The organism is Streptomyces sp. NPDC086766 (assembly GCF_044746005.1).
GTDB lineage: Bacteria > Actinomycetota > Actinomycetes > Streptomycetales > Streptomycetaceae > Streptomyces.
In genome coordinates this window covers 220,596-241,159 of sequence record NZ_JBIVBI010000002.1, presented here as the reverse complement: position 1 = coordinate 241,159, position 20,564 = coordinate 220,596, and the positions used below count along the sequence as shown (strand labels likewise).

Sequence of the window (20,564 nt, the reverse complement as noted above, 5' to 3'; positions counted from 1 at the left end):
CCCGCCGCGCACGGGCACGGAACGTGACCGCCGCCCGGCCGTCCCCGCCGGCCCCTCCCCGGGCCGCCACGGGCCGGCCGGCCGCCGGGGCCGAGGCGTTGATCGTCGCCCTCTCGCGCTCGCGGCCGTGCCGAAGGACACTCGTGGGCAAAGGAGTTGTGGCCGGAGGGGGACGGGACATGCGGGACGCTCATCGGGCGGATGCCGAGCGGCTGCTGACGCGGGCCGTGGAGGAGGAGGTACGGCGGTCGGGCGGCCGGGTGGACGGCGGCGTGCTGCTCTCCCGGGCGCGCGCCGCGCTGGACGGCATGGCGGAGTCGGCTGCCGAGGAGTACGACGCCTACACGCGCGCCCTGGACGAGGCGGCGGCCGGACAGCTGACCTTCGCCCAGCGGTACGCCCGGGACGGCACCGGAACTCCCCTGCTGGTCGCCGCCGTCGCCGCGCTCGCCGCCGCCGTCGCCGACCTCGCGCTGGGCACCGGCGCGGGCACCGCCGTCGGCGCGGGCGTCACCGTCGGCGTCGTCGCCGCGGCGGCCACCGTCGTGAGGGTGACCGCGGCCCACCTGCCCGCGGCGCACCACCGCGCCGGTGCGGCCGGCCAGCCCGGCGGCCCGGAGCAGCTGCGGCTGCAGTGGCTCACCGCGCTGGAGGTGCGCGGCATCCGCCCGTTCCTCGACCAGCAGAGGGTGCTCAGCGCCTCCACCGCGCCGAAGAGGACGGCGCCCCGGCTGCGCGGCGCGGACAAGAGCGCGGCGGCCCGCCGGCGCAGTGTCCTGGAGCAGTCGTTCGGGCAACTCCCGGAGTCGTCAGGCGTGTTCGCCGGACGGCGGCAGGAGACGGCGCGGATCCGGCAGTGGATGCAGACGGCCCGCGCGAGCACGCGGACCCGGCCGACGGTGGTCGTCCTGCACGGCGAGCCCGGCTCCGGGCGCAGCGCCCTCGCGGTCCGCGCCGCGCACGACCTGAAGGACCAGTTCCGCGGGGCGGTCGTCGTCGATCTGCGCGGTGCCAGCCCGGAGGAACCGCCGCTGCCCACCCGCGACGCCCTGCTGCACCTGCTGAACCGGCTCGGCGCGCCCCGCGAGCAACTGCTCTTCCGCGAGCGCTCCTCCCCCGACCAGCAGGTCAAGCGGCTGAGCGAGCTGTACCACCAGCACCTGACCGACCTGCCGGTGACGATCGTGCTGGACGACGCCTCCGACCCCGAGCAGGTCCGCGCCCTGGTGCCCGAACGCTCCGACAGCCTGATCCTGGTCACCGCGCGCACCCCGCTGGACCTGCCCGCCGACCTGCCCGCCTGGGTGCACCAGCTGCCGGTGGAGGCACTGGACGCGGCGGGCGCGGAGGAACTGCTGAACGCGGCCGCGCAGGACACCTCGGGACCGTACGACGCCGAATCCGCTGAGAAGGTCCGGCAGTTGTGCGGGGGACTGCCGCTCGCGCTGCGCATCGCGGGCTCCTCCCTCGGCCCGCGCTCGCCGCGCCGGCTGGCCACCGATCTCGGCGCCTACGGCCCGGTGGAGCCGGTCGAGCGGGCGCTGTGGCTGCGGTACACCGACCAGCCGGAGCCGGCCCGGCGGCTGCTGCGGCGGCTCGCCCTGGCCGGCCGGTCCTCCCTCGGGGCGGCCGCGGCCGCCGCGCTGGTGGCGGCGGACGAGGCGGAGGCGAGCGGGCATCTGGCGGCCCTGGCCCGGGCGGGCCTGATCGACCACGTCCGGGGCAACCGCTACCGACTGCACGACCTGGTGCGCGCCTTCGCCCAGGCCCGGCTGCTGGACGAGGAGGACCCCGCCGAGCGGACCGCGGCGCAGGAGCGGCTGATCGTGAACTACGCCGAGCTCGCCGACTCGGTGCTGCGGCTGGTCGACGGCAACATGTCCACCCGCTCGGACCGCTTCAGCCCGCACGGCTTCACCTCCCTCGACGAGGCGCTGCGCTGGCTGGACGACGAGTCGAGCTTCATCACCTCGACCCTGCGGCACACCGAGGGCGTGGACCAGGCGGCCGTGCTGAACCTGCTCGGCGCGCTGTGCGACTACTGCCTGCTGCGCGGCGACCTGTACCGGCTGGGCGAGATCAGCGAGCTGACCCAGGCCGTCGACCAGGGCCTGCTGGTCCGCTCCGTGCAGTGGCGCACCGGCATCGCGGCCCGCCAGCTCGGCGAGCTGGACAAGGCGCGCACCACGCTGACCTCCGTCGTGGACCTGTACCTCCAGGCCCACCACGACGCGGGCGCGGCGCGGGCCCTGACCTCCCTCGGCATCACCCTGCACCACCAGGGCAACCTCACCGAGGCGGCGGCCCGCCTGCGCGAGTCCCTGGAGATCCAGGCCGCGCCGGAGCTGGCGACCGACCGCGCCTGGACGATGCACGCGCTGGCGGCGGTGCAGCGCGACCGGGGCCGCCTGGCGGAGGCCCTGGACCTGCTGAACCGGTCCCTGGTGCTGCACCGGGAGGGCGGTTCGGTGCACGGCGAGGCATGGGCCCACTTCCAGCTGGGGCAGCTGGCCCTGCGCCGGGACGACGTGCCGCGCGCGGAGGCGGACCTGCGGGAGGCCCTGGACCGCTACGGACGCACCCGTGACGCCCGCGGCGAGGCGTGGGCCATGACCCAGCTGGCGCGGGCCCGGCTGGTGGCCGGGGACGCCTCCGAGGCGGTGGACGGCCTGCGTCTGGCGGCGGCCCGGCACCGCGACAACGAGGACGCGCGCGGCGAGGCGTGGACGCTGTACTACCTCGGGCAGGCGCTGGAGGAGACCGGCACCCTCGACCAGGCGGTCCGTGAACTGGAGCGGTCCCGCACGATGTTCTCCCGGATGCGGGACGTCTACGGTCTGGCCTGCGCCCGTCACCACTCGGCCCGGGTGACCCGGGACCAGCGGGCGGCCCAGACGGGTTCGCTGCGCAACTCCGGGTTCGCCCGGCAACTGCTGGTGGACGCCCGCGCCGACTTCCAGCGCATCGGCGTCGCCCACGGCGAGGCCTGGACGTGCCTGGAGCTGGCCGTGGTCGACGCGGGCAACGCCCGTACCCAGCAGGCGCTGGGGCTGTGCGACGAGGCGGCGGCCCTCTTCGCGTCGTACGGCGACCACCGCGGCGAGGACTGGGCCCGCTTCCTGCGCTGCACCCTGCTGCCGTACGCGGCCCCGGGCGGGGTGGAGGTGGGGACGGCGGTGGCCCAGGAGGAGCTGTCCCGGCTCGCCCGCGACGGCCACCCGGCGCGCGACGGCAAGCTCGGCGACTACCTGGAGGCCTACCAGCTCCTCCTGGAACGCGGGGTGACCCTGGAGGCGGGCTGGCAGGCCTGGCGCCTGGGCATGGTGCCGGACCGGCACGCCCGCGAAGTGATGGGGGTGGCGGTGCCGGCGGACCGGTGACTGGTCACCGGCCCCGGCGTCAGCCCTGGTGGGCCTTGGGGTCGGCCGAGGGGGCCTCGGACTCCTCCTTCGGGTCCGGGGCCTCGTGGAAGTCGACCCTGCCCATGTGGCGGCTCATCGACTTCATCAGGCCCCACACCGCCACGGCCATCACCGCGAAGACGATGAAGCCGAGGACGCCGGGGGTGACCTTGTTCTCGTCGATCTCCGCCAGAGGGACGAGGTGCGTCATTGCCAGGCTCGCGCTTGCGCTCATGTCGAACATTGTCCCTCAGTGCCGCCGGACGCCCGCAAAGAGGTCGTCCTCGGGGAGCGAGGTGTCCACGAGGGACTTCGCGAGCTCGTACTCCTCCGTCGGCCAGACCTCCTTCTGCAGGTCCAGCGGCACCCGGAACCAGCCCCCGTCGGGGTCGATCTGGGTGGCGTGCGCGATCAGCGCCTTGTCGCGGATCTCGAAGAAGTCGGCGCAGGGGACGTGCGTGGTGAGCGTGCGGTCCTTGTGGCCGGACTTGTCCCAGCGCTCCAGCCACTCGCCGTAGGGGGACTCCATGCCCCGGTCCAGCAGGGCCTTGTGCAGCGCCTCGGTGCGGGGGCGGTTGAAGCCCTGGTTGTAGTACAGCTTCTGCGGCTGGTACGCGGGGCCGAACTGCTCCTCCGGGTACTTCTCGGTGTCCGCCGCGCCCTCGAAGGCCACCATCGAGATCTTGTGGGTCATGATGTGGTCGGGGTGCGGGTAGCCGCCGTTCTCGTCGTAGGTGGTGATCACCTGGGGGCGGAAGGAGCGGATCTTCCGCACCAGCTCGCCGGCCGCCTTGTCGACGTCCTCCAGGGCGAAGCAGCCCTCCGGCAGCGGCGGCAGCGGGTCGCCCTCGGGCAGGCCGGAGTCGACGAAGCCGAGCCACTCCTGGCCGACGCCGAGGATCTCCCGGGCCTCGTCCATCTCCTTCTTGCGCACCTCGTGGATGTGCTCCTCGATGTACGCGTCGCCCTGGAGCTTGGGGTTGAGGATGGAGCCGCGCTCTCCGCCCGTGCAGGTCACCACCAGCACGTCCACCCCCTCGGACACGTACTTCGCCATGGTGGCCGCGCCCTTGCTCGACTCGTCGTCGGGGTGCGCGTGCACGGCCATCAGTCGCAGCTGGTCAGTCAAGGCTCAATCCTCAGTCGGGTCGGTGCCCGGTGTGATCGGGCAGTCAACGGGTGCCGTCCCGGGGGGGACGAGCGTCCGGGGCGGCGGTCTGGCGCCGGGCGGGGGCTTCTATAGTGACCGAATCGGGGGGCGAATAATTCCGGGGTACGGCTCCGGGAGCCCCTCGCGGGACCCGCGTCCCGCCCCTGCGGAGAGGACGATCATGAGCACGGCGAGCACCCGGCTGCCCGAGGGCCGCTACGGCCGCTCCCCGGCCGAGCGCGGCGACCGCCCGCTCAAGATCGTCGGCGCCGTCCTCGGGGCGCTCCTCGTCGCCCTGATCGGCTACTTCGCCTACCACTACGTCGGAGAGAACGAGATCAGCGGCCAGGTGATCACCTTCCAGGCCGGCGACGACGCGGTGCGGGTCCATCTGGAGGTTCGCAAGGACGCCGGCGCCCGCGGCTACTGCACCCTGCGCTCGCAGGCCGCCAACGGTGACGAGGTCGGCCGCGCGGACTTCCGTTTCGACCAGCACGCCACCCGGATCGACAAGGTCGTCACGCTGCGCACGACGTCCCGGGGCACGACGGCGGAGCTGCTGGGCTGCCACGCCGGCTGAGGGTCCGGTTTCATACGGAATACGTACGCGCCGACCTGCGCTGACACGAATCCCGTGACTTATGTCCTCCCCCTTGCGTCGCTGAATTGTTAGGCTCGTGGTTTCGCCCATCTGAGAGGGAACATTCTTCTGGGTGGGGCGATGCTTTGTATTCCCAGTACCGACGAGGAGCACCTGTGACCCAGACCAGCGAGAACGTCACCTGGCTGACCCAGGAGGCGTACAACAAGCTCAAGGATGAGCTTGAGCACCTTACTGGTCCTGCGCGCACGGAGATCGCCGCCAAGATCGCGGCCGCGCGCGAGGAGGGCGACCTGCGCGAGAACGGCGGGTACCACGCGGCCAAGGAGGAACAGGGCAAGCAGGAGCTCCGTGTGCGCCAGCTGACCCAGCTCCTCGAGAACGCCCAGGTCGGCGAGGCTCCGGCCTCCGCGGACGGCGCGGTCGCGCCCGGCATGGTCGTGACGATCGCCTTCGACGGGGACGAGGACGACACGCTGACCTTCCTGCTGGCCTCGCGTGAGTACGCGAGCACCGACATCGAGACCTACTCGCCGCAGTCGCCGCTGGGCGCCGGCGTCATCGGTCACAAGGTCGGCGAGGACGCGGAGTACGAACTGCCGAACGGCAAGACGGCCAAGGTGAAGATCCTCAAGGCCGAGCCGTACTCGGGCTGAGTACCCGCACGTACACTTCGGCGAGCCCCCGGCGCTCTTTGCGCCGGGGGTTTCGTCATGTCCGATTCAGCGCGATCACGCGGCGGCTCACGCCGTCGCCGAGCGGTACTTCCGTACGGCCAGGGTGCGGAATATGACGATGATCAGGATCGAATAGAGCAGTGACGCCAAGACCGGGTGCTGCATGGGCCAGGCGCCGGAGTCCGAGCGTCCCGGGTTGGCGAAGAGCACGCGGCAGGCCTGGACGGTGGCGCTGAACGGGTTCCACTCCGCGATGTGGCGCAGCCACGGGGTCATGTTGCCGGAGTCCACGAACGCGTTGGAGATGAAGGTCACCGGGAACAGCCAGATCAGTCCGCCGGAGGTGGCCGCCTCCGGTGTGCGCACCGACAGGCCGATCAGGGCGCCGATCCAGGTGAAGGCGTAGCCGAGCAGGAGCAGCAGGCCGAACGCGCCCAGGACCCGGCCGACGTTGGTGTCGCCGTCGGACCCGACGCGCCAGCCGACGAGCAGGGCGACGACGGCGAGGACGAGCAGGGTCAGCGCCGTCTGCACCAGGTCGGCGAAGGTCCGCCCGGTCAGCACCGCGCCGCGCGCCATGGGCAGTGAGCGGAACCGGTCGATCAGGCCCTTGTGCATGTCGTCGGCGATGCCCGCGCCGGAGCTGGCGGTGGCGAACGTGACGGTCTGCGCGAAGATGCCCGCCATCAGGAAGTTCCGGTAGGTGGCGGGGTCGGTGCTGCCGCCCACCTGCATGGAGCCGCCGAAGACGTACGAGAACAACACCACGAACATGATCGGCTGGATCAGTCCGAAAATCACCATCTCGGGGATCCGGGACATCCGGATCAGATTGCGTTTCGCCACGACCAGCGAGTCGCGGATCGAACCGCTGAGGGCGTTGCCGGGCGCCGTGGGGCGCGCCCGCTCGGTGACGGCACTCACTTGACGGCCTCCTTGTCGCGCCTGCGGTCTCTGGCGTCCGCCCCCTTGCCCCCGGTCTCCTCGTCGCCGCCCTCGGCGACGTGTCCCGTCAGGGAGAGGAACACGTCGTCGAGGGTGGGGCGGCGCAGTCCGATGTCGTCGATCTCGATGCCGCGGGTGTCGAGCTCGCGGATCACCTCGGCCAGCAGCTTGGCGCCGCCCGTGACCGGCACGGTGAGCCTGCGGGTGTGCTCCTCCACGGTGGTGTCGCCCTTGCCGAAGCCGCGCAGCACCTCGGAGGCGGCAGGGATGCGCTCCCGGTCGTGCACCACGACCTCGACGCGCTCGCCGCCTGTGCGGGCCTTGAGCTCGTCGGAGGTGCCGCGGGCGATGACTCGGCCGTGGTCGACCACCGCTATCTCGTGCGCCAGGTGGTCGGCCTCTTCGAGGTACTGGGTGGTCAGCAGCAGCGTCGTGCCCCCGGAGACGAGCTGCTTGATGACCTCCCACAGCTGCTGCCGGTTGCGCGGGTCGAGACCGGTCGTCGGCTCGTCCATGAACATGACCGGCGGCGAGACGACGAGCGCGGCCGCCAGGTCGAGCCGGCGGCGCATGCCTCCGGAGTACGTCTTCGCGGGCCGGTCGGCGGCCTCGGCGAGGTTGAACTGCTCCAGCAGCTCCCGGGCGCGGGCCTTCGCCGCGGCGGACCTCATCCGATAGAGCTGTCCGACCATCTGGAGGTTCTCGCGGCCGGTCAGATACTCGTCGACCGCGGCGAACTGGCCGGACAGCCCGATGGAACGGCGTACCTCGTCGGGCTGCCGGAGGACGTCGAGGCCGGCGACGACGGCCTTGCCGCTGTCGGGCCGCAGCAGCGTCGTCAGACAGCGCACGGCGGTGGTCTTGCCCGCGCCGTTCGGCCCGAGCAGTCCCAGCACCGTGCCCTCGGGGACATCGAGGTCGACGCCGTCCAGAGCCCTTACGTCACCGAAGGTCTTCACCAGGCCTTCGGCATAGATGGCGCCTGGCATGTGTGTCTCCACGTCGTCGGAAATGGTTCGTAGGAGCGAGGCCGGAGGAGGAAGGATGGTGCGGGCCCCGCGCGAGCAGGAAGTGCGGACGTGCGGGTGTGCGTGCTCCACCTCGGCAGGGAGGTGGCGTGCGACACACCATAACGCGATGTATCGCGTCTCTCAACGGATTTTCCCGAACGAGTGACGAAGGGTTCCCTGAACTGCGGTTCCGCCGCTCCGGCGGCTCAGCCCGGGACCTCGGTCCCCGGCCTCACGCCGTGGCCTCAGCCCATGACCGTGTAACCGGCGTCGCGCAGAGCCTGGTTGACCTCGGCGCAGTGCTCCGGGCCCTTCGTCTCCAGGTGCAGCTCCACCTCCGCCTCCGTGAGCCCGAGCCGCGGGTCGGTCCGTACATGGCTCACATCGAGGACGTTAGCGTCCACCACTGACAACACCCCCAGCAAAGTGGCCAGCGCGCCCGGCCGGTCCGTCAGACGCAGCCGGACCGCCAGGTATCGGCCCTGCGCGGCCATGCCGTGCCGCAGGACGCGCTGGAGCAGCACCGGGTCGACGTTGCCGCCGGAGAGCACCGCCACGACCGGGCCCTCGAAGGCGTGCGGGTCGCCCAGCAGCGCCGCCACCGGGCTGGCCCCGGCCGGCTCGACCACGAGCTTGGCCCGCTCCAGGCACAGCAGCAGTGCGGCCGACAGCTGGTCCTCGGACACCGTGCGCACCTCGTCCACCAGATCGCGCACGAGCCCGAACGGCACATCGCCCGGCCGCCCCACCTTGATGCCGTCCGCCATCGTCGCCGGGTGCGGGACCGACACCGGATGTCCCGCCGCGAGCGAGGGCGGATAGGCCGCCGAACCCTCCGCCTGCACACCGACGATCCGCACGTCCGGCCGCAGCGCCTTCACGGCCACCGCGATGCCCGCGACGAGCCCTCCCCCGCCGACCCCCACGACGATCGTGCGCACCTCCGGGCACTGCTCCAGGATCTCCAGCCCCACCGTGCCCTGGCCCGCGATGATGTCCGGGTGGTCGAACGGATGGATGAACACCGCCCCGGTCGCGGCCGCGTACTCCTCGGCGGCCGCCAGCGTCTCGTCGACCACCTGGCCGTACAGCCGCACCTCCGCGCCGTACTCGCGGGTGGCGCTGACCTTCGGCAGCGGGGCGCCCTTGGGCATGAACACGGTGGCGTGGACGCCGAGCAGCGACGACGCGAGCGCCACCCCCTGCGCGTGGTTGCCCGCGCTCGCGGCCACCACCCCGGCGGCCCGCTCCTCGGGCAGCAGCCCGGCGATACGGACGTACGCGCCGCGCAGCTTGAACGAACCCGTCCGCTGGAGGTTCTCGCACTTGAGGTGCACCGGCGCGCCCACCATCTGGGACAGATGCCGGCTGCCCTCCATCGCGGTCACCCGCGCGACTCCCGAGAGCATTTTCTGGGCCCCGCGCACGTCGTCCAGGGTGACGGTGCGCGACGGGCCGGCCGTGCTGTAGCTCATGCCTCGAGTCTCGCAGTTCACAGGCCCGACGCGCCTGGTGTGACCAACGTCCGAGACCGGTTTGCGCAGCGCTGGTACGACCCGCCCCCCGGCCGCGTACCCTGTCCCCCAACCCAGCACCCCTTATATGAAGTGAGCCCCCGGCCATGCCCACAACACCTGAAATGTCGATGGACATGACGACAGTCGGTGACACCGGTCTTCTCGACACGCTGCAGCACGAGGTGGCGGTGTTCGCACGCCGTGCCGAACAGACCCGGCTCGGCGGGGTCGGGCAGGTGCGCAACTCCATGGACCGCGCCGCATACCTGCTGCTCAACCGCCTCGACAAAGAGGGCCCCATGGGCGTCAAGGCACTCGCCGCGAGCATGGGCATCGACTCCTCCACGGTCACCCGGCAGGTCGCGCCGCTCGTGGACACCGGGCTCGTGAAGCGCACCTCGCACCCCGAGGACGGCCGGGCGGTGGTGCTGCAACTGTCCCCGCGCGGGCTGGCCCGCCTGGAGGAGGTGCGCTCCTCGCGGCGTCAGCTGATGGCCGAGCTGACCCACGACTGGGCGCCGGAGGAACGCGAGACCTTCTGCTCCCTGCTCACCCGCTTCAACGGCGCGCTCTCGGCCCGCCAGTCGGCACAGGGCGGCGCGGCGCCGGAGGCGTCGCCGGCCTCCTGAGGCGGCTGCGCGACTCTTGACCGGAGGGCCGGCCCTGGCCTCATATGAGACCGGGTCCTCGTCGTACGTCCGGAAACGGTGCGGTGCTCCGAGCGTCGTGTGGTGTGCTTCGACGGGCCTCTTCGGTTCCCCGGCGAGGTCCTTCGGTGTCTCGACGAGGTTCTTCGATTCCTCAGGGGTCGCCCTGGCGGGAGGCGCGGTGCGAGAACGGCAGGCGTCCCACGGCGCTCGCCGGGCCCGGGAGTGCGAGGCATTCGTCGCGGGCGCGGCGGGTCGGCTGCTGCACACCGCCACGCTGCTGACCGCCGAGCCCCCGGACGACAACCCGCGCGCGCGGCGTCTGCTGACCCTGGCCCTCGCGCACACGTACGCGGGCTGGGACCGGCTGCACGGCGAGGACCCCTACGACCGCGCCCGCCAGTACCTGGCCACCCGCTTCGCCCGCGAGGCCTGGCTCCGCCACGGCGCCCTGGGCCGCGCCAGCCACCGGCCCACCGGCCTCCTGGCCGCCCTCACACCGCAGGAGCGCCTGATCCTGGTCCTGCGTCTGTACGAGGGGGTGGCCGAGGAGCAGGCGGCGGCCCTGCTCGGCCTGCCCACGGATCGGGTACGCGCCATCTGCGACCGGGCGATCACCGCCCTCACCCGGGCCAGGGCGAAGCACGGACGGAGCGCGCAGGAGCGGCCGGCGCAGGGCGAGTCGATGCAGGGCGCGTCGACGCAGGGGCAGACGTCGCGGGGGCGGACGGCGCAGGGTGAGGCGGCGTACGTGCGGGCGGACGGCGGGAAGCGGGTCGGGCGCGGGGGGCGGACGTGAACCGCGCCGAGCGTGAGGCGGCCGTACGGCATCTGATGGAGCAGAGGCCGCCGCAGGTGCCGCCCGAGCTGTACGCCGACGTCGTACGCCGCGGGAGCCGCCTGACGAGCCGCCGCACAGCCGCCCGCCGGGTGATGTGGCTGCTGCTGTTCGCGGCGGCCGTCGCCTTCGCGCTGTGGGCGCTGACCGCGCGCCCCTGGGTGGAGCCGCCGTCGCAGACGACCCCACCCGTGATCACTTGGTGAGACCCGGGCGCCCCCTCGGCCGCGGGGGCGGGAGCGGCTAGCCGAGGGCCTGCTGCAGGTCCGCGAGCAGGTCGTCGACGTTCTCGATGCCCACGGAGAGGCGGACGAGGTCGGCGGGGACCTCCAGGGCGGAGCCGGCCGCGGAGGCGTGGGTCATGCGTCCCGGGTGCTCGATCAGGGACTCGACCCCGCCGAGCGACTCGCCGAGCGTGAACACCTTGGCGCGGTTGCAGACCTCGACGGCCGCCTCCTCGCCGCCCTCGACCTGGAAGGACACCATGCCGCCGAACGCCTTCATCTGCTTGGCGGCGACCTCGTGGCCGGGGTGCTCGGGCAGCCCCGGGTACAGGACCCGCGTCACGCGCGCGTGCCGGGTCAGCATGTCGGCGACCTTCGTGGCGTTGTCGCTGTGCCGGTCCATGCGCACCGCGAGCGTCTTGGTGCCGCGCAGCACCAGCCAGGAGTCGAAGGGGCCCGCGACCGCGCCCATGGCGTTCTGGTGGTAGGCCAGTTCCTCGCCCAGACCGGCGTCGCCGGTGATCAGCGCGCCGCCGACGACGTCCGAGTGGCCGCCCATGTACTTGGTCAGCGAGTGCACGACGACGTCGGCGCCGAGCGCGAGCGGCTGCTGGAGGTACGGCGTGGCGAAGGTGTTGTCGACGACGAGCCGGGCGCCGGCGTCCCGGGCGACCTGGGCGACGGCGGCGATGTCGGTGATGCCGAGCAGCGGGTTGGAGGGGGTCTCCACCCACACCACCCTGGTCTTCGGGGTGATCGCGGCGCGGACGGCGGCCGGGTCGCTGGTGTCCGCGACCGACCACTCCACGCCCCACCGGGAGACGACCTTGGCGAAGAGGCGGAACGTGCCGCCGTAGGCGTCGTTCGGGATCACGACGTGGTCGCCGGGGCTGAGCAGCGTACGCAACAGGCAGTCCTCGGCCGCCAGTCCGGACGCGAACGCGAGGCCGCGGCGGCCGCCCTCCAGGGCGGCGAGGTTCTCTTCGAGGGCGGTCCGGGTCGGGTTGGCGCTGCGGCTGTACTCGTAGCCGCCGCGCAGACCGCCCACGCCGTCCTGCTTGTAGGTCGAGACCTGGTAGATCGGCGGGACGACCGCGCCGGTGAGGGGATCGGCGGTGTTGCCCGCGTGGATCGCGAGGGTCTCGAAGTGCTGACTGATGTGCCTGTCGCTCATGGGCCCGAGGGTAATGCGCTCGCGGCACGGGCGAGGGACCGGCGGCCGGGTTTTCCACAGGGCCGCCGGACGGGTTGGCCATTTGTCGGCGCCGTCTGGTTCGCTTGACCCATGGAGATTCTCTGGGTCCTGATGGCGCTGGTCATGCTGGGCTTCGTGCTGCTTCCGGTCCTGCGGCGCAGGCGCGGCGGGATCGAGCAGGTGCCGCCGGGACATCCGGACGCCGCGGACCCGGCGAACTACGGTTTCGTGCGCCAGGAGGAGCTGGACGTCCGCATGCCCGGCCCCGACCAGGACCTGCTGGACGTCCTGGAGCTGGTCCAGCGCACCCAGGACTACCGCGCGGCCGCCCAGCTGCTGGCCGGTACCGAGGCGGAGGGCGAGTTGCGCTGGCAGCGCGTGCAGGCCTTCGCCGGCGCGGCGGCGCTGGAGCTGCGGCAGCGGCCGGGCGGGGTCAGCGAGACGCCCGGCGGGCAGTGGCTCAGGGTGTGGCGGGCCGAGGCGCCCAAGGACCCGGGCGGCGCCGCGGTGCACGCGGAGTTCCTGGTGCAGCAGGCGTGGCGGACGTCGACGCCGGGCACCGAGGAGTTCCGGATCATCATGGAGGAGGCCGGCCAGGCGTGCGCCCAGGCGGCGCTCCTGGCGCCGGGAGACCCGGTCCCGCACATCGTCGAGCTGTCGGTGGCGCGCGGACTGGCCTACTCCCAGGCGGAGTTCGAGAAGCTCTGGCTGAGGATCCTGGACACCGCGCCGAACCACATGGGCGCGCATCTGGCGGCCCTGCACCACTGGTGCGAGAAGTGGCACGGCTCGCGGGAGACGGCGATGGCGTTCGCCGAGGCCGCGGCGGCCCGCGCGCCCCGGGGCTCCCTGCTCGCGGCCCTGCCCCTGTTCGCGGTCTTCGAGCACCTTCCCGAGGTGAACCTGGTCAGCGGCTTCTACCAGAGCGAGGTCGTGACCAAGGCGATCCACGGCGCGCTGTTCGCGGTGCACGCGGCCCGCTCGGACGACCCGATGGCGGCGCACGTCCGCCACCTGCTGGTCTTCTTCCTGGTCCGCTCCGAGCGCTGGGCGGAGGCCATGAACGAGCTGATACACGTCGACGGCCATGTGGGCGCCCTCCCGTGGACCCTCTCCGCGGACCCGGCGGCCGAGTTCGCCGTCTACCGCGCCCTCGCTGTGGCGGGCTACGAGGCGAACGGCGGCAGCCCCGCGACGCTGGCCGGCTAGCCGGCACCGGCGACCCGGTCCGGCCTCCGCGTCCGCCGTCCGTATCCGCGGAGCCGGCGTCCCCGCGGAATTCCGGCGGCGCGGCAGACGTTGTCCGAGTGCCGCCCGGCAACGCGCGGGCGGCGGCACCGCGAGACCGGTGCCGTCCCCGGGCCCCGCCCCGTGGGCCCGTGACCGGCGCCCTCACCCCAGACCGACAGGGAGACCCCATGCTCTTCGGCCGCAAGCCGCAGTTGCCCAGCCCGGAGCAGGCGCTCCAGGGCCGGCCCACGCCCGCGTTCGAGGTCCCCGACCGCCACACCGTCCTCGGCACCCCGCTCCTCGGGCCCTACCCCGAGGGCCTGGAGGTCGCCGACTTCGGCATGGGCTGCTTCTGGGGCGCGGAACGCAAGTTCTGGCAGCTCCCGGCGGGCGTGTGGACGACCCTGGTCGGCTACCAGGGCGGCTTCACCGAGAACCCCACGTACGAGGAGGTCTGCTCGGGCCTGACCGGCCACACGGAGGTGGTCCGCGTGGTCTACGACCCGAAGATCGTCTCGTACGACCGCCTCCTGAAGACCTTCTGGGAGTCCCACGACCCCACGCAGGGCTTCCGCCAGGGCAACGACGTGGGCACGCAGTACCGCTCCGCGATCTACACCCACACCCCCGACCAGGCCGCCACGGCCCAGGCCTCCCGTGCCGCCTACCAGCAGGTCCTGACCTCCGCGGGCTACGGCGAGATCACCACCGAACTCCTCCCGGCCGCCGACCGCCCCTTCTACCCGGCCGAGTCCTACCACCAGCAGTACCTCTCGGACGCCAAGAACCCGAACGGCTACTGCGGGCTCGGGGGCACGGGGGTCGAGCTGAGCGCCCCCTTCGAGACGAACTGGGGTGCGTCCTGCCCGACGGGGATCGCTCCGGCGCCCGAGGTCACGGAGAAGTAGCCGGCGGATCCATGCTCAGGCGGACTCGTGTGCCAGACCACGCAGGGCCGCCGCCAGCGGGGCGGGCGTGTCCGACCAGTCGACCTCCGCGAAACGTGCCCGGAGTCGCGCGGCCGTCGCGCGCCCGGGCGCGTAGCGGCGCAGTACCGGGTAATCGACACCTCGTGCCAGGCACTGGTCCACCGCCGTCAGTATTTCCTGATGTGACGGCACACATTCCCACGCCACCTGGGACGGATCCATCAGGGACTCCCATACGGGAAGGTTACGGGGATCCGCCAACAGGCTTTCTCTCGCGCCCAGCAATCGCCGTGCGTAGTCTTCACCCAGAAACGCTGTCGTCATGAGGTAGCAGAAGCAGCATTTAGGACACCGGCCGCACCAAGGCTTTTCATAGTTGCATGAATGCGTCTGGCGAAGGAGGTCGGGCCGAGTGGCGACTATGCGGTAGATCGCGTGATCGTAAAGACCGCGCAGTGTTGAATCGAACCCCGCGAACCAGTCGCAGCCGGTAAGATCCGAGAAAAGTCGCGAAGATATCGATTGATATTCTCTGCTCTTGCACCACTGATGGCTTATTTCCTCACCACCCCACACCACATGGGGGTCGTCTGCCGACCGCTCGATGTTGAACCAAACGCGATCGTAGCCGCCGTGCAGGACGACCGGCATGTATCCGATGTAGCAAGCGGTGTGCCCGACCGCGAAGTCGGTCCGATAGTGATCCACCGTCACACCGGCTTCGGCGAACTCAACGGCCGGTCTGCTGTAAAAGTCGTCATGGACGTGCACGCGGACCACCTCGGTGCGCCGCGTCGTCGCACTGATCCTCAGCCTGTCCAGCAGATGACGCTGTAGTTCATGGTCACCGCCCACCGGCAGGTAACCCTCGTACACATCGTGATCGACTCCGCTCCTGCCGAGGATCATCATTCCGGCCAGGGTGTCCTTGCCGCCGCCGTTGGCCAACAGGGCCCGCCCCCCGGTCCGGGGGCCGTCGCCTCCCCCGCGTACCACCGCGGATGAACGTGCGGGCGATATCAGTTCCGGCGCGCCGCCCCGGTAACGGATTCCGTTGCGGTAACGCCACTCTCCGAACTGGCTCAGGAAGCACTGGCGCCAGACGGTGCTGATGAGGGTGTCGCACGGCAACTCGGGTGGCAGGACGAGACGCTCGCCCCCCAGCGCGAGAAACCGCATCGCATCCCAGGCGATCAGCGCGCTGACCAGTCGCAAACCGTTCTCCCGCACCGGCAGTGGGGTGAACACGTCGGACCATGCCGGAATCGAGTCGTAGGAGATGGTGGACGAAAAGGTCAGGCCACCGACATCCACGCGGTAACTCAGGCGGGCGGGTGCATCAAGAAGTGAAAATTCGCGCACCACCACATCGAATTCCGGCCGGGCGGTGCGAGAACGGGCCGGGCTGGAAGGCAGAGGATGCGGTTTCACGGCCATGGTTTTCCGCCGCTCCTGTGAAGCAAATCCGTTCTCACTGTAAAAGTGCCTTGAGCGGCTCGCCACTTGAGTCGACGAGCAAGCCCGAGCCCTACGCCGGGGGCTGCTTGCGGCGAGGCATCAGCACGAAGGCCGCCGCCGCCACGACGATCGGCAGGATGCTGACGGTCAGCATCGTGAGCCGCAGTCCCTCGGAGAAGTCCAGGCCGAGGTTCAGCCCCGAGGCCTGACGGAGCAGGTTCGGGTCGTACGAGGTGCCACCCGGGGTCTGCGCCATCCCGCTGCGCACGGCGTCCACGGACTGCTCGGCCCGGGCCACCGACAGCCCGCGTGACTTCGCGTCCGCCAGCCACTCGCGCTGGAAGAACAGGTCGAGCAGCAGAAGGTACAGGGTGGGCCCGAAAGCACCGCCGGTCACGCCGAAGGCCATCTGGACGGAGGCCACCGTGCCGGAACGTCCTGGCGGTGCCTGGGAGAGGACCGTCTCGGACACCGAGGTGGAAGTGACCACCCACCCGAGGTTGCACAGCCATGTCGCCGGCACGAGCAGCCACACCGCCATGGTGGGGCCCGCCGTGCCCGCCAACAGCAGCCCGCTCGCCGCCATCACCAGCAGACCGGTGACCATCACCGGTCGCGGAGTGTACGTCCCGACCAAGCGCCCCGCCAGGACCACGGCACCGGCGATCAGCAGGGAGCCGGGCAGGTACAGCAGCCCGATGGACTCGGGGGACATCCTCAGCACCACGCTGCCGAACTGCCCCAGGACGACGCTGAGGCCGGCGATCAGGAGGTTCAGCGTGAAGGTCGCGGCCAGGGCCACGCTGAACGGCGCGTTGCGGAACAGCGACAGGTCCACCACGGGATCGGCAGCGCGGCGGGCATGGAGCACGAACAGCACCGCGGTGGCCACGCTGATCACCAGCGGGACCCAGGTCTCGGGCCGCGAGAGGCCGTTCTGCGCTGCGGCGAGACCGATGACGAGACCCAGCAGGGTCACCCCGATCAGAGCGACACCGACCACGTCGAGGCTACGGGCCCGCTGGACGGGTGACTCCGGGACGTACCGGGCGGTGAACCAGAGCGAGACCAGGCACACCAGCGGCGTAATCAGGAACAGGAACCGCCAGCCGACGGCCCCCACGGCCCAGCCCGCGAATGCGGGGGTCACCCCGCAAAGGATCACGTCGACGGCCATCATGACTCCGATGGCCGCCGGCCGTCTCTCCGGCGCCACGGACACCTTCAGCAGGCCGAGTGGCACTCCCAGCAGGGCGGTCATCCCAAGTCCGTCCAGGAAGCGCATCGCCAGCAGGAAGCCGTAGCCGGGAGAGAGCATGGAGAGCAGGTCGACGACCGTGACGAGGCCCAGTCCCAGCATCAGCAGCCGCTTGAGGCCGACGGCGTCCGCGAGCCTGCCCGCGGCGAGGACGGCGGTGGCCATCACCAGCGTCGCCGCTCCGCCCAGCAGCCCGACCATCTGCGGCGGCACGTGCAGCGCCCGGGTCACCTGCGGCAGGTTCAGGCTGAGTACCAGCGGGTCGAGAACCGTGACCGTGAAAGCGAGGGCGGGTCCGAGGACGACCGGCAAGAGTGCCGCTCCGGTGTGTGACCCGGCTGCCCGCATCGCGACACCTCCCGTGTTCCCATGCCGCATGCCGCCTGCCGGTCGACGCTAACCCGGCCACCACCCGCCGACGGGTTACCTCGGGCCGACGCGCGCACGACCGGGCCAGGCGAGGTCCGGGGCACGCCGTCCAGGCGCGTCACCGGACCGGTCACGGCTGCTCGGTGCGCCCCCAGTGCCGCCTGGCGTCGCGGCGGACGCCCGAGCCTGCACGGCACCCGGACCCATCCACCGGAGCCGCGCCGTGAGGCGTCGGACTGATCGCCGGGGCCCTGCCCCCACTCGGCCCCGCATTCTCCGGGCCGATCGCGGTTCGATGACCGCTCGCAGAAGTCACGGACCCCCCTCTCCCGGCACGGCGAGATACCGGGCGGTCTCGGTACGAGTGCGTTCGTATTCCGCCGGGTCGCGAATCTCCCATACCGCCTGGCCGATGGCCAGAACGCCGCGGGCCGGCAGGGGCACCTCACCGATGCGCGGGTTCTCCCTCAGCCGGACCGGGCGGCCGAGATCGACGCCGTCGAATGTGGCATGGGAGTCGTCGACGAAGTACATCCGCTCTGGCATGAGCGTTCCGGTGTGACCGCTCGGCATCGTGCCGGACAGCTGGAGGTCCCCCATTCCCAGCGCACGGGCCAGACGCTCGCGAGCCCGCACCAGCAGCCGAGGGCGCCAGGTGGCCGGCGGCAGCGCCCCGCTGATGCCGTTGAGGAGACCGAGGAGTCGTGTCGCGGAGGCGGTGAGGGTCCAGTCCAGGGAGGGGGAATCCATCGTCACCCGCAAGGTGGCAGGGCCCGTCCAGGTGAGCCCGATCCGGGCGTGCCCTGTGTGGTCGCAGGCGGCGCCGTAGTACCTGGGGCACGCGGTGTCCAGTCGTGGCCCGTCGACGTGGATCGACCAGCTGCCGTTCGGGTCGCGATGCCACAACGTGCGGTAGGGACCGAAGCAGTTCTCCGGAAAGACGCGCAGGGCGAGTACGTGCCCGGAATCGAAGGGGAGTCCGAAGACACCCCAGCCCTTGACGTATTCGTGATGGGGCCATGGCGCCCGGCCCCGTACGGGCGGAACATCGGACAGCGCGGAGGAAAGGTCGAGCATCTCCATCACCCCGGCGAGGTAGGCCTGCGCCCCAGTCAAGGGTACGGGGGTCGCGACCGGATCCGCTCGGGTCGCCGCCCGCGCCGCTGCCTCCCAGCCGTGTTCCCCGTCGGACCGGGTGGGGCCGGCGCACGCTCGCGTGGGCGACCGGGCGCGCGGGATCACGCACGCGTCCACAGCCGTAGGTCCCGCGGCGGCGACCGCGCCCGAAAATCAATGGCCGGCACAAACCCGACGACCCCACCCTGTACGCCATGGAAGAACCGCAACGCAGGATCCGCGCGCTCCACACGGAGGCCACGATCACCGTCTACCAGGCATACGCACCGCAGATCGGCCTCCCCGCGGTGCGCGAGGGCCGCTTCCCGGCGGGGTGGAAGCGGGACCGCATGACGTGGGTCAAGCCGTCGTTCCTGTGGATGATGTACCGCTGCGGCTGGGGCACGAAGCCGGCGCAGGAGACCGTGCTCGCCGTCGAGATCACGCGCGAGGGCTTCGAGTGGGCGCTGCGCAACGCTTGCCTGTCGAGTTACGTCCGCGGCCTGCACCACGACCGCAGCACCTGGCAACGCCTGCTGAAGCGCGCTCCGGCGCGCGTCCAGTGGGACCCCGAGCGCGATCTGCAGCTCCAGCCGCTGCCCTACCGCTCACTGCAGCTCGGGCTCTCCGGCGATGCCGTACGCCGCTACGCGGACGAGTGGACGGTCTCCATCAGCGACGTGACCCCGCTCGCCCACGAGATCCACACCCTCGTCAGCAGCGGCGACCCGGACGCGGCGGCCCGCCTGCTGCCCACGGAACGGCCCTACCCGGCCCAGGACGAACTGACGGCCCATCTGCGCGCATAGCCTGCAACACGCGTCGAGCGGGGGACGTCCCGCACGGACGGCGCCCCGGCACCCCGGCACCCCCGTGCCCCCGAGGCCGTATCGCCTCGGGGGCACCGGAAAGCTCCGCGGGGGCGCCGCACGGTCGTCCCCTCACCCGGGACAGGGTCAGATCGTCGCGGTGTCGATCACGAAGCGGTAGCGGACGTCGCTGGCGAGCACGCGCTCGTAGGCGTCGTTGATCTGCTCGGCGTCGATCAGCTCGATCTCGGCGCCCAGGCCGTGCTCGGCGCAGAAGTCGAGCATCTCCTGGGTCTCGGCGATGCCGCCGATCATGGAGCCGGCCAGCGTCTTGCCGCCGCCGATCACCGAGAAGAGGTTGAGGGAGACCGGCTCCTCCGGAGCGCCCACGTTCACCAGCGCGCCGCGCGTCTTGAGCAGCGACAGGAACGCGCCGAAGTCCAGCGACGCGGAGACGGTGGAGACGATCAGGTCGAAGGTGCCCTCGAGCTCCTCGAAGGTCTTCGGGTCGCTGGTGGCGTAGTAGTGGTCGGCGCCCAGCTTCAGTCCGTCGTCCTTCTTGCGCAGCGACTGCGACAGGACGGTCACCTCGGCGCCGAGGGCGTGCGCGATCTTCACGGCCATGTGGCCGAGGCCGCCCATGCCGAGGACGGCGACCTTCTTGCCGGGGCCTGCGCCCCAGTGCTTGAGCGGGGAGTAGGTGGTGATGCCGGCGCACAGCAGCGGGGCGGCGACGTCCAGGGACAGGCCGTCGGGAATGCGCAGGACGTAGTTCTCGTCGACGACGACCTTCTCCGAGTAGCCGCCCTGGGTCGGCTCCCCGTCCTTGCCGATGCCGTTGTACGTCATCGTGGCGCCCTTGACGCAGTACTGCTCGTCGCCCGCCTTGCAGTTCTCGCACTCGCGGCAGGAGTCGACCATGCAGCCGACGCCCACCCGGTCGCCGACCTGGAACTTGGTGACACCGCGGCCCACCTCGGAGACGACGCCGGCGATCTCGTGGCCGGGGACCATCGGGAAGATCGCCTCGCCCCAGCCCTCTCGGGCCTGGTGAATGTCGGAGTGGCAGATTCCGGCGAACTTGATGTCGATCAGGACATCGAACTCGCCGACCGCACGGCGCTCGATCGTGGTGCGCTCCAGCGGAGCCTTGGCGGCGGGTGCGGCGTATGCAGCAACAGTGGTCATGC

At 71.6% G+C, this 20,564-nt stretch carries 19 protein-coding genes; 9 read left to right on the top strand and 10 right to left on the bottom strand.

The annotated features are described in order from the left end of the window. Nucleotides 1-179 precede the first annotated feature (179 nt). Entirely contained in the window at nt 180-3,380 is a 3,201-nt protein-coding gene (locus tag ACIPM1_RS04210) for a tetratricopeptide repeat protein (RefSeq protein ID WP_402428661.1), read from the top strand. A gap of 19 nt (nt 3,381-3,399) precedes the next feature. Here ACIPM1_RS04210 and ACIPM1_RS04205 read toward each other — a convergent pair whose 3' ends face one another. Then, nucleotides 3,400-3,645 carry a hypothetical protein gene (locus ACIPM1_RS04205; protein ID WP_402428658.1) on the bottom strand — a complete coding sequence of 82 codons (246 nt, stop codon included), beginning with the start codon at nt 3,643-3,645 and terminating at the stop codon, nt 3,400-3,402. Nucleotides 3,646-3,651: 6 nt separating this feature from the next. Continuing rightward, nucleotides 3,652-4,509 (bottom strand): mycothiol conjugate amidase Mca, encoded by an 858-nt coding sequence (mca, locus tag ACIPM1_RS04200; protein WP_356182719.1) that lies wholly within the window; start codon nt 4,507-4,509, stop codon nt 3,652-3,654. Between the two features lie 223 nt (nt 4,510-4,732). Here mca and ACIPM1_RS04195 point away from each other — a divergent pair, with 223 nt between their 5' ends. Both ACIPM1_RS04195 and greA read left to right on the top strand, forming a co-directional pair. Beyond that, nucleotides 4,733-5,131, top strand: a complete 399-nt coding sequence (locus tag ACIPM1_RS04195) for a DUF4307 domain-containing protein (RefSeq protein WP_402428655.1) — start codon at nt 4,733-4,735, stop codon at nt 5,129-5,131. Between the two features lie 176 nt (nt 5,132-5,307). Then, nucleotides 5,308-5,808: a transcription elongation factor GreA gene (greA, locus tag ACIPM1_RS04190; protein ID WP_356182674.1), complete on the top strand. Its 501-nt coding sequence runs from the start codon at nt 5,308-5,310 to the stop codon at nt 5,806-5,808. 87 nt (nt 5,809-5,895) lie between these two features. Here the strand turns inward: greA and ACIPM1_RS04185 are convergent, their stop codons facing one another. The 3 genes from ACIPM1_RS04185 to ilvA form a co-directional block, all read right to left on the bottom strand. Next, nucleotides 5,896-6,753 carry an ABC transporter permease gene (locus ACIPM1_RS04185; RefSeq protein WP_402428652.1) on the bottom strand — a complete coding sequence of 286 codons (858 nt, stop codon included), beginning with the start codon at nt 6,751-6,753 and terminating at the stop codon, nt 5,896-5,898. After that, nucleotides 6,750-7,763 carry an ATP-binding cassette domain-containing protein gene (locus ACIPM1_RS04180; protein ID WP_356182669.1) on the bottom strand — a complete coding sequence of 338 codons (1,014 nt, stop codon included), beginning with the start codon at nt 7,761-7,763 and terminating at the stop codon, nt 6,750-6,752. The genes ACIPM1_RS04185 and ACIPM1_RS04180 overlap by 4 nt, the downstream gene beginning before the upstream one ends. A 266-nt stretch (nt 7,764-8,029) precedes the next feature. After that, nucleotides 8,030-9,259, bottom strand: coding sequence for a threonine ammonia-lyase (gene ilvA, locus ACIPM1_RS04175; RefSeq protein WP_402428648.1), 1,230 nt, complete (start codon nt 9,257-9,259; stop codon nt 8,030-8,032). Nucleotides 9,260-9,423: 164 nt separating this feature from the next. On the opposite strand from ilvA, the gene ACIPM1_RS04170 reads away from it, so the two are divergent. From ACIPM1_RS04170 to ACIPM1_RS04160, 3 genes are all read left to right on the top strand, one after another. After that, a complete protein-coding gene (locus tag ACIPM1_RS04170; protein WP_402428646.1) occupies nt 9,424-9,930 on the top strand; it encodes a MarR family winged helix-turn-helix transcriptional regulator in 507 nt (168 codons plus the stop codon). A gap of 199 nt (nt 9,931-10,129) precedes the next feature. Beyond that, the gene (locus ACIPM1_RS04165) at nt 10,130-10,747 is read left to right on the top strand and encodes a sigma factor-like helix-turn-helix DNA-binding protein (protein ID WP_402428643.1); all 618 of its coding nucleotides are present in this window, start codon (nt 10,130-10,132) and stop codon (nt 10,745-10,747) included. Continuing rightward, a complete protein-coding gene (locus ACIPM1_RS04160; protein ID WP_356182659.1) occupies nt 10,744-10,992 on the top strand; it encodes a hypothetical protein in 249 nt (82 codons plus the stop codon). Before ACIPM1_RS04165 ends, ACIPM1_RS04160 begins: the two co-directional genes overlap by 4 nt. 37 nt (nt 10,993-11,029) lie before the next feature. On the opposite strand, the gene ACIPM1_RS04155 is transcribed toward ACIPM1_RS04160, so the two are convergent. Further along, nucleotides 11,030-12,184, bottom strand: coding sequence for a cystathionine gamma-synthase (locus tag ACIPM1_RS04155; protein ID WP_402428639.1), 1,155 nt, complete (start codon nt 12,182-12,184; stop codon nt 11,030-11,032). A gap of 111 nt (nt 12,185-12,295) precedes the next feature. On the opposite strand from ACIPM1_RS04155, the gene ACIPM1_RS04150 reads away from it, so the two are divergent. After that, nucleotides 12,296-13,414: a hypothetical protein gene (locus ACIPM1_RS04150; RefSeq protein WP_402428636.1), complete on the top strand. Its 1,119-nt coding sequence runs from the start codon at nt 12,296-12,298 to the stop codon at nt 13,412-13,414. A gap of 209 nt (nt 13,415-13,623) precedes the next feature. Then, nucleotides 13,624-14,343, top strand: a complete 720-nt coding sequence (gene msrA, locus ACIPM1_RS04145) for a peptide-methionine (S)-S-oxide reductase MsrA (RefSeq protein ID WP_402428633.1) — start codon at nt 13,624-13,626, stop codon at nt 14,341-14,343. Nucleotides 14,344-14,358: 15 nt separating this feature from the next. On the opposite strand, the gene ACIPM1_RS04140 is transcribed toward msrA, so the two are convergent. From ACIPM1_RS04140 to ACIPM1_RS04130, 3 genes are all read right to left on the bottom strand, one after another. Then, nucleotides 14,359-15,801, bottom strand: a complete 1,443-nt coding sequence (locus ACIPM1_RS04140; RefSeq protein ID WP_402428631.1) for a hypothetical protein — start codon at nt 15,799-15,801, stop codon at nt 14,359-14,361. A 91-nt stretch (nt 15,802-15,892) separates the two neighbouring features. Then, nucleotides 15,893-17,392, bottom strand: coding sequence for an MFS transporter (locus ACIPM1_RS04135; RefSeq protein ID WP_402428628.1), 1,500 nt, complete (start codon nt 17,390-17,392; stop codon nt 15,893-15,895). 369 nt (nt 17,393-17,761) lie between these two features. Then, on the bottom strand, nt 17,762-18,565 hold the full coding sequence (locus ACIPM1_RS04130) for a hypothetical protein (protein WP_402428624.1): 804 nt from the start codon (nt 18,563-18,565) through the stop codon (nt 17,762-17,764). Between the two features lie 215 nt (nt 18,566-18,780). Here ACIPM1_RS04130 and ACIPM1_RS04125 point away from each other — a divergent pair, with 215 nt between their 5' ends. Next, on the top strand, nt 18,781-19,374 hold the full coding sequence (locus tag ACIPM1_RS04125) for a DUF4291 domain-containing protein (RefSeq protein ID WP_402428622.1): 594 nt from the start codon (nt 18,781-18,783) through the stop codon (nt 19,372-19,374). A 147-nt stretch (nt 19,375-19,521) separates the two neighbouring features. Here the strand turns inward: ACIPM1_RS04125 and ACIPM1_RS04120 are convergent, their stop codons facing one another. Continuing rightward, nucleotides 19,522-20,562: an NAD(P)-dependent alcohol dehydrogenase gene (locus ACIPM1_RS04120; RefSeq protein WP_402428619.1), complete on the bottom strand. Its 1,041-nt coding sequence runs from the start codon at nt 20,560-20,562 to the stop codon at nt 19,522-19,524. Nucleotides 20,563-20,564 lie beyond the last annotated feature (2 nt).